The organism is Achromobacter sp. (genome assembly GCF_050285565.1).
In the GTDB taxonomy this organism is placed as follows: Bacteria; Pseudomonadota; Gammaproteobacteria; order Burkholderiales; family Burkholderiaceae_B; genus Achromobacter.
Window position 1 is genome coordinate 372024 of sequence record NZ_JBLZXG010000003.1, and the last position, 12309, is coordinate 384332.

The following is a 12309-nucleotide window of genomic DNA, read 5'->3' on the forward strand; positions in this document are numbered from 1 at the left end:
CTGTGATGGCGTCGTGTTTCGACTAGAATTTTCAATGGAATAGCCAATCAAGAATCGTCATGGCTATCCACAGAACGACAGCGATCGCGATCGCCAAAATATGCAAAAACCAAAATATAAATGAGCCTGTTCCAGGATCATTCCATTTTATGGAGCGCAGGTAATTGAGTATCTTGTCGCGCATGTTGATTCGGGTTGCCGGAATGATTTGAGCCGCCAGAACAACTGTCAAGGTCGTCTGGCGACTTCTCCTAGATTGCGGTCAGGTTATCGCCATCCGTTCCAGTGGCGAATAGGATGGAAGAAGTGATAGAGTGGCATGTAGGCTGAAGTTTGATAGGCCGCATAAAGGGCGCTGGTTGCCATGGGAGCGTAATAGAGAAGGGGCCACCACGCACCCTCAGTCTCCTTCATTTGTTGCTGTGACAAGACCGCCAACTGCATCGATCGATTCGAAGGTTCGAACATTGCATTAATGTCTGTCTCACTAAAAACGGCCACCGGTCGATCAAGACGAAGATCGGGTATTCGCGCTTCGCTGGCGTATACCTGTGAGGACAGCAGGCTGGCGGTTGCCAGCATTAGCGCTAAGCGTGTCAACTGTTTCATATAGACTCTCTAAGGAACTACAACCAGCCTTGAAATAGACTCCCAAGGTACCTATTGACGGTGCTTGCGTCACCGGCAATTTTTTTGGACGGCTTGCCGCCCTTTTTCTTACAATCACACCCAAAATCAAAATGTGTACAGCCAGTTGGCTCGCAGCTCCGAACCGCTACGGCCCGATACATTGGCTTTTAGGGCGGTGGTCAGTGTGCTATCGCTTGTGAGGCCATAACCGGCGCCGAGTAATAGATCAGTCGAGGTGCGGTTGATGCCTTGGCTATGACCGTCCAGCCGATCGGCCTGCCGGTGTGTCCATTGCGCGCCTGTGGTGAGTGTCACGCGGTCGTTGACGGCGAAGCCTACCGACGGGTTGAGCAGTAGCAAGTTGCCAGGCCGGTATTGGTAAGAACCATCAGCGCGGGCTTGGTTGAACTGGTAGGCGGCCGTCAATGAAAATACGATTGGATCGATCGCGTGATAGGCGGTGACGCCTAGCATGGCCGATTTGAGACTGGCGCTGTCTTGCCGGTGCTTTTCCCGTAAAGCGATTTCCCCGAATCCGAGTACGGCAGGACCGTCGTCGTCTTGCTTGAATTGATAGTTGATGCCTACCCAAGCATCGACGAATTTCGACTCGCTGCTGGTGGTTGTGCCGCCGACACCGCTATTGCGTTGGTTTGACGAGAGGCCGCTAATTCGGGCGTATAACTCGGTGTCTGTTGTCAGGCCGTATCGTAGGCCGAGTGTGCCTACCAAGGTGTCGCTATTACCGAGACTCTCTCCGAGCGAGGTGGGAACGGTGATGAATGACGTCGGCCCCGTCTGGACAATAATCGGTTCGCCGATTGATATGCCAGTGCGGTCCGTGTTGGCGTAAGCCAACGACAATTCCATCCTGAGCTTCCCCGCGTCGGTGATCAGGTTCTCCACCGTAAGAGGCAATTCAGCCCACGCTGCGAGGGGGGTAGCTAGAATTAGGCTGGCACAAAGGCGCGAGATACGCATGAGACCCTCAAATAACATTGAGTCTCATTCTATTTTTTATTGCAGTATTTTCCGATTGGGTTTGATCCGAGATTTGCCGGAATTGCGAGAGGTCACCTGCATGCCTTGCACGCCAAGAACCGTTGCGAGGGAGAGGGGCGCCCTGAAATTCATTGGCTAGCGCCTGAGTGCATTGCTAATACTTGCGCGCGGTGCTGCGCGCAAGTATCCCTACTCCGGATCGTTCATCACATCCAGCACGATGTCCGCCTTCGGCCTGCGGTCGTAGACCCGCAGCGTCACCGCGCCATCGCCGATCTCGAAGATCGCGGTGGCGAGGGTGTTTTCGCCGTCCGGATCGTTGCGGTCGGTGCGCAGGATCGGCAGCTCGCCTTCGGTATCATGCAGCGCCTTCAGCAGGTCGGCGCCCGTGGTGGCGGGGGACCAGGTATCGACGATGCCCTCGATGCGGCGCTGCCGTTCGCGTGACGAATCGGTGATGACCTGCGCCTGGTCGCGGCTGGCCTGGTGCACCATATGATTGGCGTGGCCATAGCGGGTGCCGATTTCCTGCGCCGAGGCGGCGCCGGGCGTGGCCTCGACGCTGAAGATGCGCGCATCGGCGGCCGAGCCCAGCGTATGGTGGAAGCCGCCGGCGCGCGAGGCGTCGCGCAGCAGCGCCACGGCCTCGTCCAGCGTGGCGCAGTCGAGCACCGCGCGCGCCAGCAGCATGCGCGGCACGCCGGGCTGGCGCTGGCGGGTGCGCAGATTGTTGATGGTCTGCACCAGGCCGGCGCGGTTGGCGCCGAAGGTGTGGCCGGGCAGGGAGCCGGGGTAATAGAAGCTCAGGTAGCCGGGCGCGTCCTGCAGCGCCACGTCGACCAGGTGGCAACGGCCGTACAGGAATGGATCGCCGTCCTCGTTATGGCCAATCCAGCGGGTGCCATCGGCCGCCTTCAGCGCCACCGAGGTGCAGCCGTCGCCGCTGCCGCTGCTGTGCAGCAGGTCGCCGCGGCAATTCCACAGCAGCACGTCGGCCAGCGGCATGCCCAGCCCTTCGGCCAGCCCCTCCAGTTCCTCCCAGACCGCCGGCAGCGCGGCGCGCGCCTGCTCGCCCAGTTCCGTCACATAGGGGTGGCCGCGCCACGGGCGCAGCGCCTTCCAGGTGGCGCTCTGATCCAGATAGGTCGCCATCAGCGGACGGGCCAGCTTGCCCAGTGCCACGCCGGCCTGGCGCCGGTTGCCGGCGATGCGAACATACTTGTAGGGCATGGGGATTCTCCGGGGTGTCATGCGGATTGTAATTTTTCTAAGCTCTCCCGGGTGGGGACGGATGCGTTAAGATTCCCGGTAAGTTGCGCCGGCGATCCCGGTGTGGCCCGTGCATCATGTTCCAACTACAACCCCGGGTGCTATCGGCCCCAAGAGGAGAGTTCCATGATTAAACGTAAAGTCGCCGCCGCCTTGGTCGGCCTGTCCGTGGCCATGTTCGGCGCCGCCTCGGGCGCTTATGCCCAGGGCAAGGAATTGGTGGTGGCCACCGACACGGCGTTCGTGCCGTTCGAGTTCAAGCAGGGCAACACCTATACCGGCTTCGACGTCGACCTGTGGGCCGCCATCGCCAAGGAACTGAACGTCAAGTACAAGCTGCAGCCGATGGACTTCAACGGCATCATCCCCGGCCTGCAGACCAAAAACATCGACGTCGCGCTGGCCGGCATCACCATCCGCGATGACCGCAAGAAGGTGATCGACTTCTCCGATCCCTACTACGAAAGCGGCCTGGCCATCCTGGTCGGCGACAAGAACACCGACATCAAGGACGCCAAGTCCCTGGCCGGCAAGACCGTCGCGGTCAAGACTGGCACGGCCACGGTGGACTTCCTCAAGGCCCAGGTGCCGGACGCCAAGCTCAAGCTGTTCCCCAACATCGACAACGCCTACCTCGAACTGGCCACCGGCCGCGTCGACGCCGCCGTGCACGACACGCCCAACGTCCAGTACTACGCCAACACGGCCGGCAAGGGCCGCGTCAAGGTGGTCGGCTCGGTCAAGAGCGGCGACTTCTACGGCATCGCCTTCCCCAAGGGCAGCGAACTGGTGCCGCAGGTCAACAAGGCGCTGGCCACGCTCAAGTCCAACGGCCAGTACGACGCCATCTACGAGAAGTGGTTCGGCAAGAAGCCCTGAGCTCCTGCGTCGGATTGATGTTGCATTTCGGGGCCGCCCGGCAGTCCGGGGGCCCCGGCGCTTCGCTCCAGCGACGCCGGGCCCGGGACGGGGCGGCCCCGAGTCGCTTGCGGCGCCGGGCGTTGCCGCCATGATGCGGCGCGCAGGCGCGCCATTGAGGGGTAATCGTGGATTTTGACTGGAATGTAGTGATGGCTGCGTTGCCCAACCTGTGGGTGGGCACGCAGATGACCATCAAGATCACCTTCTGGGGGCTGTTCGGCGGCTTCCTGCTGGGCGCGCTGTCCGGCGTGACGCGGGCCTACGGGCACCCGATCCTGTCGGGTATCGCGCAGGTGTACGTTGCGGTGATCCGCGGCACGCCGATCGTGGTGCAGGTGATGTTCATTTACTTCGCCTTGCCGCTGCTGGCAAACATCCGGGTGGACGCCGAATGGGCGGCCATCGTCACACTCATCATCAATTCGGGCGCCTACATTTCCGAGATCGTGCGCGGGTCGCTGCTGTCGGTGCACAAGGGCCTGAAGGAAGCCGGGCAGGCCATGGGCCTGCCGTTTCACAAAATCCTGTTCCACATCATCGGGCCGGTGGCGTTTCGCCGCATGATTCCGCCGCTGGGCAACCAGTGCATCATCAGCCTGAAGGATTCGTCGCTGTTCATCGTGATCGGCGTCGCGGAACTGACCCGCCAGGGCCAGGAAATCATGGCCAGCAACTTCCGCGCGGTCGAGATCTGGTCGGCGATCGCCATCGTCTACCTGATCCTGACGGGCACGATGGCGCTGGTTCTGCACCTGGTGGAAAAAAGGATGCGCATACTATGAGCATGGTTGAATTTCATGACGTCACCAAGACGTTCGGTGAGTCCACGGTGCTGGACGGTATCTCGCTCAATATCGACGCCGGCGAGGTGGTCGTGGTGGTGGGGCCGTCCGGCTCCGGCAAGTCCACCTTCCTGCGCTGCATCAACGTGCTCGAGACCATCAACGGTGGCGATCTGCTGGTCGACGGCCTGAGCGTCAATGGCCCGGCCGCGCAGATCCGCGAGATCCGCCGCGAGGCCGGCATGGTGTTCCAGCAGTTCAACCTGTTCCCGCAGATGACCGCGCTGCAGAACGTCATGTTCGGGCCGGTCCACACGCGCGGGCAAAGCCGCGACGAGGCGCGCGAACTGGCCGAACAGTTGCTGCGCAAGGTCGGGCTGGCCGAGCGCATGAACCACTATCCGTCGGAGTTGTCCGGCGGCCAGCAGCAGCGCGTGGCGATTGCCCGCGCGCTGGCGATCAAGCCCAAGCTGATGCTGTTCGACGAGCCGACCTCGGCGCTCGACCCGGAACTGCGCCATGAAGTGCTGAAGGTGATGCGCGACCTGGCCGAAGAGGGCATGACCATGGTGGTGGTCACGCACGAAATGGAGTTCGCGCGCAAGGTCGGCAGCCGCCTGATTTTCATTGACGGCGGCAAGATCGCCCATGACGGCCCGCCGGCCGAGCTGCTGGACAACCCGCCCAGCCAGCGCCTGAAGGACTTCCTGCAGCACGTGGCCTGAGCGCGTATCCGCTCCTGAACCGCGACACAAGCGGGATGTCACGGATCCGGCTCCGCCGGTCCGTAGACATGCCCCCTTGAGGGGGAAGCGCGCAGCGCTTCGGGGGTGGGCCCCCCTCGAGGGTGGGCCTCCCCTCAGCCCTTCACGCGCACGATCTTCTGCACCTGCGGCACGTGGCGGATGGCGCGGATCACCTGCGCCAGGTGCTTGCGGCTGTCGACCTGGATGGTCAGGTGCAACGACACCGTCGCGACCGCGTCGTCGTGCATGGTGACGTGCATGATGTTGGCATCGGCCGCGGTGACTTCCGCCGCCAGCCGGCCCAGCACGCCGCGTTCGTTGCGCGTGACGATGTCCAGGCGCGTGGCCAGGTGCTTGGCGGTGTGGGTGTCCCAGGCCACGTTGATCCAGCGTTCCGGCTCGCGCAGGCGCTGGCGCATGGCCACCGGGCAGTCGGCGGTATGCACCACCAGGCCGTGGCCCATGCGCATGCCGGCGATGATCGGGTCGCCGGGCAGCGGACCGCAGCAGGGCGCCAACTGCACCGCCTGGCCTTCGTTGCCCTGGATCAGGATCGGGGCGCTGCGCGCCGAGGTCAGCTCGTCGACCGCCGCGGCGGTGGTGGCCACCAGTTGGTGCTCGGGCGCGAAGCGGCGCGCCACGACGGCGGCCAGGCGCTTGCCCAGGCCGATGTCGGCCAGGATTTCCTCGCGCGAACTGGCGCCGGTGCTGCGCGCCAGCTTCTGCCAGGCCGGATCGTCGGTGGCCGGCAGCGGCATGCGCAGTTCCTGCAAGGCCTGGCCCAGCAGGCGCTCGCCGAAGGCGACGGATTCCTCGTACTTGACGGTGCGCAGGTAGTGGCGGATCTCGGAGCGGGCGCGGCCGGTGCGCACGTAGTTGAGCCATTGCGCGTTGGGCCTTGAGGCCGGCGAGGTGACGATTTCCACCGTGTCGCCGCTGTTCAGTTCGGTGCGCAGCGGCACGAACTCGCCGTTGACCTTGGCCGCCACCGCCTGGTTGCCGATGTCCGTATGGATGGCGTAGGCGAAGTCCACTGGCGTCGCGCCGCGCGGCAGCGAGATGATCTTGCCGCGCGGGGTGAAGACGTAGACGGCGTCCGGGAACAGGTCGACCTTGACGTGTTCGAGGAATTCGCCCGAGTCGCCGGTCTGGCTCTGGATGTCCAGCAGCGATTGCAGCCACTGATGGGTGCGCTTCTGCAGGTCGTTGAGCGTCAGGTCGGCGCCCTTGTACAGCCAGTGCGAGGCCACGCCTTCCTCGGCCACGTGGTGCATGTCGCGGGTGCGGAACTGGAATTCCACCGGCGTGCCGTAGGGGCCCACCAGCGTCGTGTGCAGCGACTGGTAGCCATTGACCTTGGGAATCGCGATGTAGTCCTTGAACTTGCCAGGCACCGGCCGGTACAACTGGTGCAGCGTGCCCAGCGCCAGGTAGCACTCGGGCAGCGTGTGCACGATGACCCGGAAGCCATAGATGTCGAGCACGTCGGAGAACGACTTCTTCTGGTCGACCATCTTGCGGTAGATGCCGTACAGAGTCTTCTCGCGGCCGGTGACCTCGGCCTCGATGCCGGCGGCCGGCAGGGCGGCGCGCACCGAGTCGGCGATCTTGCCGATCACTTCGCGGCGGTTGCCGCGCGCGGCCAGCACCGCCTTGTACAGAACCTGGTAGCGGTTCGGGAACATGGCCGCGAAGCACAGGTCCTGCAACTCGCGGAACAGCAGGTTCAGGCCCAGCCGGTGGGCGATGGGCGCATAGATGTCGAGGGTTTCGCGGGCGATGCGGCGGCGCTTTTCGGGGTTGACCGCATCCAGCGTGCGCATGTTGTGCAGGCGGTCGGCCAGCTTGATGAGGATGACGCGCACGTCGCGCGCCATCGCCAGCAGCATCTTGCGGAAACTTTCGGCCTGCTGTTCGGCCTTGGTGGCGAAGTCGAGCCGGTCCAGCTTGGACAGGCCATCGACCAGCTCGGCGACTTCAGGGCCGAACTTTTCGGCCAGCTCGTGCTTGGCGATGCCCTGGTCTTCCATCACGTCGTGCAGCAGGGCGGCGGACAGCGCGTTGGCGTCGAGCTTCCAGCCCGCGCAGATTTCCGTGACGGCGATGGGATGCGAGATGTAGGGCGAGCCGCTGGCGCGGAACTGGCCCAGGTGCGCCTGGTCGGCGAAGCGATAGGCTTCGCGCACGCGTTCTACATCTTTCTTGTCGAGATAACTGCCGATGATCTCGGTCAGCGGTGCCAGCGAGGCGACCGGCGAGGCGGTCGCGTCCGCCGCTTCTTGCGCGGCGACGGACGGTGGCGTGGGGGAGTGCTTGTCTTTCTTGCCCGTGCGGCGCCCGAGACGGGAGCCGGCACGTAGCGCGGCAAGCAGACCTGATGAAGCGTATTTCAGCCCGGGAAAAGCCATTGCTTGCCGCCCCCCGGAAAAGATCAGGTGGGAACTTTACGCAGCATTTCCACGCCGGTGAGGCCGCCCGCGATTTCGCGCAGGGCAGTGACCGTGGGCTTGTCTTTGCTGTCCAGGCGCGGGGCATGGCCTTGCGCCAGCTCGCGGGCGCGGTAGGTGGCGGCCAGCGTGAGCTTGAAACGGTTGGGGATCTGATTCAGACAGTCTTCGACGGTAATGCGAGCCATTAGGACACCTGGTGCTGATGGAGGATAAGGAGAATGCGGTTTCGTTTCAGTGCGCCGCCGGGATGCCGAGTTGCGCGAACAATTCGGCATGGCGGGCGGCCTGAGACGAAAAACGCAGCCGTGCGGCGCTGACGATTTGAGTCAATTCCGACAAGGCTACGCTAAATTCTTGATTAATAATAACATATTCGCATTCCGGCGCGTGCGCGATTTCGCCGCCGGCCGCCATCAGGCGGCGCGCGATCACTTGCGGTGCGTCCTGGCCGCGCGCCTTCAGGCGGCTTTCGAGTTCCTCGATGGACGGCGGCAGCACGAAGATGCCGATCGCGGCGGGAAAGCGTTGGCGCACCTGGCGGGCGCCTTGCCAGTCGATTTCCAGCAGGACGTCGCGGCCCTCGCGGGTGGCTTCGTCGATGCGGTCACGCGGCGTGCCATAGAAGTTGCCGTGCACTTCGGCCCATTCCAGCAGACGCTGCTCGTCGCGCATCTGCTTGAACTCCTCGGTGCCGATGAAGCGGTATTCGCGGCCGTCTTGTTCGCCGGGGCGCGGCGCGCGGGTGGTGCAGGAGACGGACAGCAGGATGGACGGGTCTTGCTGCAGCAAGGCCTTGACCAGGCTGGATTTGCCGGCGCCGCTGGGGGCGACGACCATGAAGACATTGCCGGAAGTGGCGTGCATGAAATATGACGAGCGTGTGATGCCGAGACCCGAAGAATAGCAAATCGCGCGACGCGGCAGGGGGAAAACCCCGCTGCGGCCGCCGCGCCGGTGCGCTGGCGGCGTGCGCCAACCTGGTTGCGGGGCGGCGGCGCGCGCTCGTGTCAGCGCGCGGCCGCCTGCGCCAGCTTGCCGCCGGGCGCCGGCGAATCGCTGCCGAGCAGGTGGCCGTTGACCTCGATGCCATACAGCGAATCGTCGGAATCGTGGTACTTGGCGCGGGTCTCGGCCACCGACCCGCTGTAGCGCGGGTCCTGCGGCCGCTCGTGGGCGTTCATGAAATAGGCCACGTCCCAGGCTTCCTGGTCGCTCAGCATGCCGGCCTGGCCCAGCGGCATGTTGGCCTTGATGAAGCCGGCGGCGTTGCCGATCTGGTGCATGCCGGCGCCCCAGTTGAACGAATCCGGCCCCCACAGCGCGGGGAAGACCCAGTGCTGGCCGTTCTTCTGCCCCTTGCCCTCGGCGCCGTGGCAGACGGCGCAGTACTGGGCGTAGACCTCGCTGCCGCGCACGTAATCGGCCTTTTGCGCCGGCTTGGGCAGCTTGAGATAGCCCTGACCCTTGAGCGGAACGCCCGTGGGCGCCTCGCTGGCCAGCCAGAACATGTAGGTCTGCAAGGCGGTCAGCACCGGATCGTCCGCCGCGGGCGGCTTGCCGTTCATGCTGAAGCGGAAACAGCCCTGCAGGCGCTCGGCCAGCGTGTTGACGTGGCCATTCTTGGCGCGGTAGGCCGGGTACAGCACATACGCCGCCCACATCGGCGCCGAATCGGGGCGGCGGCCGGCGTCCAGGTGGCAACTGGCGCAGTTCAGGTCATTACCGACGAACTTGGCGGCGTTCTGCGGGGTGTGCAGGAAGATCTGCTCGCCCTGGCGCACGACCTTGCCGAATTCCGTGTCGGGCAGCGACGCGGCGCTGGGCGGCGTGAACGCGGGGCGCGCATCGGCGGCGATGGCCGTGGCGGTCGACAGCAGCGCGCCGGTGGCCAGGGTGGCGGGCAACAGCGCGTGGGCGAGTCGGTGGCGGATCGGGGTCATGGCTTGGCTCCCGCGGCGGCGCTGGCCTGTGCCGCAAGCTGATCGGCGGCCTTGGGCAGGCCGGCGTAGTAGGCGGACACGGCGTCGATCTCGGCGTCGGTCAGACGGGTGGCGACCGCTGGCATCAGGCCGAGCGGTCCGGGCGGACGCTGGCCCTGGCGCCAGGCGCGCAACTGACCGGCGATGTAGGCGGCGGGCTGGCCGGCCAGGCTGGGAAAATTGGCGCCCACGCCGATGCCGCCGGGGCCATGGCACTGATTACAGGCCGGCACGTTCTTGTCCCAGGCACCACGGGTGGCGAGCCAGGCGCCGGTGTCGTCGGGCTTGACCGGATGCAGCGCCGTGGCGGCCAGCCGGTCGGTGTTCAGCGGCGACGGCAGGCCGGCGTAGTAGGCGGCGACCGCCTGGCGTTGCGCTGGATCCAGGGCCTTGGCGGTCGCCGCCATGACCGGGCTCACGCGCGAGCCGTTGGCCATGGCTTCCAGTTGCTCGGCCAGGTAGGTGGCGCCGATGCCCGCCAACCGCGGAAAGCCAGCGGCGGGGTTGCCCTCGCCCTGGGCGCCATGACAGGTGACGCAGGCGGGCGCGCCGTTGGCGCCCTGGGTGCTGATCTGGCGGCCGTCGGGCGCGGCCTGGACGGGGCCGGCCGCGGCGGCCAGCACGCCGGCGCCCAACGCCAGCGCATTCGCCCAGCGGGTAGCGGAAAAGGGCCGTGAAGCCATGGTTGAGCTCCGGGTTATGGATTTTGGTAATAAGTTAACTTTCTAAAATTATATGGAAATTTGTTTCAGGTCAAAGCGTGCGTGACGGATTTGCGCGGAAACAGGCCGCGACCGCACGATGGGCGCCGTGACGGTAAGCCGCAAGTCGCGAATGGAACGTTCGCTTGCAGCACGCCCAGAATGATTCGGGTAGCATTTCGCCGACAGATAACAAGGAGCATCCGATGCACACGAACGAGATCGACCCTCCACGCGTTGCGCTGGTCACCGGCGCCGGCACCGGCATTGGCCGCGCGGTGGCGCTGGAGTTCCTGGCGCAAGGCTATCGCGTGGTGCTGGCCGGCCGCCGGCGCGAGCCGCTAGAAGCCACGCGCACGGCGGCGGGCGAGGATGGTGTGCGGGCGCTGGTGGTGCCCACCGATGTCTGCGACGAACAGGCGGTGCGTGAGCTGTTTGACACCACCCAACGTGAATACGGCCGGCTCGATGTGCTGTTCAACAACGCCGGCCGCGGCGCGCCGGCGATGCCGATCGAGGAACTGCCGGTGGCGGTCTGGCGCGACGTGGTCGATACCAACCTGACGGGCATGTTCCTGTGCGCGCAGGCCGCGATCCGCGTCATGAAGGCGCAAACTCCGCAAGGCGGCCGCATCATTAACAATGGCTCGATTTCGGCCCACGCGCCGCGGCCGTTCTCGATCGCCTATACCGCCACCAAACACGCCGTCACCGGGTTGACCAAATCGATTTCGCTCGATTGCCGTCCGTACCATATCGCCTGCGGCCAGATCGACATCGGCAATGCCGCCACCGAGATGACCGAGCGCATGGCTGCCGGCATCCTGCAGGCCGACGGCAGCACCAAGGTGGAGCCGCGCATGGATGTGGCCCACGTCGCCCAGGCGGTCGCCGCCATGGCGCGTTTGCCGCTCGAAGCCAACGTCCAGTTCATGACGATCATGGCCACCAACATGCCGTTCGTCGGACGCGGCTGAACGGGCTATTCGCAGGCAACGAAAAAGCGCCCAAGGGCGCTTTTTCGTTTTGAAGTGGCATTCCGTCCGCAGCGGCTGCCGCGCCGCCGCCGGGCCGTCCCAAGGCGGGGCCGCCCCCTCGGGGGGCAGCAAGCGCGTAGCGCGCGGCGTGGGGGCCTATCTACTTTTGCGCCAGCATCTGGCCCTTCGGCGTATCGATGTAGCTGCGCGCGCCGAGGTAGCGCTTGGCCCAATACGGGTTCTTCATTTCGTCCACGCGTACCTTGGCGCCACGGCGCGGCGCGTGCACGAACTTGTCCTGGCCGATGTAGATACCCACGTGCGAGGTGATGCCGCGGCCGCGCGTGGCGAAGAACACCAGGTCGCCGGGCTTGAGCTGTTTTTTGTTGCTCACGGTGTCGCCCTGGGTGCGCTGCTGGCGCGCGGTGCGCGGCAACTCCAGGCCGGCGATCTCGCGGTACACGTACAGCACCAGGCCGCTGCAATCGAAGCCATCGGCGGCGTCGTCGCCGCCCCAGCTGTAGGGCGTGCCGATGGCGGCCAGGCCGGCTTGCACCACGCGTTCGCGCAGGGTGGGCACGGTGGGTTCCTGCGCCAGGCGCAGGCCCGACAGCGAGGCGCGGGCTTGCTCGGCGGGGATCGACGCCTGAGCGGCGCCGGGTAACCAGGAGAAGGTCAGGGCCAGCAGGGGCGCTGACAGCAAAGCGGGAAGGCGGAAAAAGGCAAAGCGGGCTTTTCGCGTAGGCGGCGTCATTACGTCACTTCAGGAATCGGAGTGGGCGGCATGGCTTTGTCCCGGGGGAACAAGCCGGCGGAAAGGGGGCAGGGGAGGCTTGAGCTTCACAAACTGCC

At 65.0% G+C, this 12309-nt stretch carries 14 protein-coding genes; 4 read left to right on the forward strand and 10 right to left on the reverse strand.

Going from position 1 to position 12309, the window contains the following annotated elements:
- Positions 1–31: 31 nt before the first annotated feature.
- The 4 genes from ACN6O8_RS07690 to ACN6O8_RS07705 form a co-directional block, all read right to left on the reverse strand.
- On the reverse strand, positions 32–232 hold the full coding sequence (locus ACN6O8_RS07690; protein WP_427990466.1) for a hypothetical protein: 201 nt from the start codon (positions 230–232) through the stop codon (positions 32–34).
- A gap of 35 nt (positions 233–267) precedes the next feature.
- Entirely contained in the window at positions 268–609 is a 342-nt protein-coding gene (locus ACN6O8_RS07695; protein WP_427990467.1) for a hypothetical protein, read from the reverse strand.
- A 126-nt stretch (positions 610–735) separates the two neighbouring features.
- A complete protein-coding gene (locus ACN6O8_RS07700; RefSeq protein ID WP_427990468.1) occupies positions 736–1611 on the reverse strand; it encodes a hypothetical protein in 876 nt (291 codons plus the stop codon).
- A gap of 210 nt (positions 1612–1821) precedes the next feature.
- Complete coding sequence (locus ACN6O8_RS07705; RefSeq protein WP_427990469.1) at positions 1822–2862, reverse strand: C45 family autoproteolytic acyltransferase/hydolase; 1041 nt, start codon at positions 2860–2862, stop codon at positions 1822–1824.
- Positions 2863–3027: 165 nt separating this feature from the next.
- Between ACN6O8_RS07705 and glnH the strand changes: the two genes are divergently transcribed.
- From glnH to glnQ, 3 genes are all read left to right on the forward strand, one after another.
- Positions 3028–3780: a glutamine ABC transporter substrate-binding protein GlnH gene (glnH, locus tag ACN6O8_RS07710; RefSeq protein WP_054431400.1), complete on the forward strand. Its 753-nt coding sequence runs from the start codon at positions 3028–3030 to the stop codon at positions 3778–3780.
- Between the two features lie 167 nt (positions 3781–3947).
- Positions 3948–4604, forward strand: coding sequence for a glutamine ABC transporter permease GlnP (gene glnP / locus ACN6O8_RS07715; protein WP_427990470.1), 657 nt, complete (start codon positions 3948–3950; stop codon positions 4602–4604).
- Positions 4601–5329, forward strand: coding sequence for a glutamine ABC transporter ATP-binding protein GlnQ (gene glnQ / locus ACN6O8_RS07720; RefSeq protein ID WP_427990471.1), 729 nt, complete (start codon positions 4601–4603; stop codon positions 5327–5329). The genes glnP and glnQ overlap by 4 nt, the downstream gene beginning before the upstream one ends.
- Before the next feature lie 134 nt (positions 5330–5463).
- On the opposite strand, the gene ACN6O8_RS07725 is transcribed toward glnQ, so the two are convergent.
- The 5 genes from ACN6O8_RS07725 to ACN6O8_RS07745 form a co-directional block, all read right to left on the reverse strand.
- The gene (locus ACN6O8_RS07725; RefSeq protein ID WP_427990472.1) at positions 5464–7758 is read right to left on the reverse strand and encodes a RelA/SpoT family protein; all 2295 of its coding nucleotides are present in this window, start codon (positions 7756–7758) and stop codon (positions 5464–5466) included.
- A gap of 23 nt (positions 7759–7781) precedes the next feature.
- Complete coding sequence (rpoZ, locus tag ACN6O8_RS07730) at positions 7782–7985, reverse strand: DNA-directed RNA polymerase subunit omega (RefSeq protein WP_006219679.1); 204 nt, start codon at positions 7983–7985, stop codon at positions 7782–7784.
- A gap of 46 nt (positions 7986–8031) precedes the next feature.
- Positions 8032–8664 (reverse strand): guanylate kinase, encoded by a 633-nt coding sequence (gene gmk, locus ACN6O8_RS07735; protein WP_427990473.1) that lies wholly within the window; start codon positions 8662–8664, stop codon positions 8032–8034.
- Positions 8665–8807: 143 nt separating this feature from the next.
- On the reverse strand, positions 8808–9731 hold the full coding sequence (locus tag ACN6O8_RS07740) for a c-type cytochrome (RefSeq protein WP_427990682.1): 924 nt from the start codon (positions 9729–9731) through the stop codon (positions 8808–8810).
- 5 nt (positions 9732–9736) lie between these two features.
- A complete protein-coding gene (locus tag ACN6O8_RS07745; protein ID WP_427990474.1) occupies positions 9737–10462 on the reverse strand; it encodes a c-type cytochrome in 726 nt (241 codons plus the stop codon).
- 224 nt (positions 10463–10686) lie between these two features.
- On the opposite strand from ACN6O8_RS07745, the gene ACN6O8_RS07750 reads away from it, so the two are divergent.
- The gene (locus tag ACN6O8_RS07750) at positions 10687–11457 is read left to right on the forward strand and encodes an SDR family oxidoreductase (RefSeq protein ID WP_427990475.1); all 771 of its coding nucleotides are present in this window, start codon (positions 10687–10689) and stop codon (positions 11455–11457) included.
- Between the two features lie 160 nt (positions 11458–11617).
- On the opposite strand, the gene ACN6O8_RS07755 is transcribed toward ACN6O8_RS07750, so the two are convergent.
- Positions 11618–12211, reverse strand: a complete 594-nt coding sequence (locus ACN6O8_RS07755) for a C40 family peptidase (protein ID WP_427990476.1) — start codon at positions 12209–12211, stop codon at positions 11618–11620.
- Positions 12212–12309: the final 98 nt, after the last annotated feature.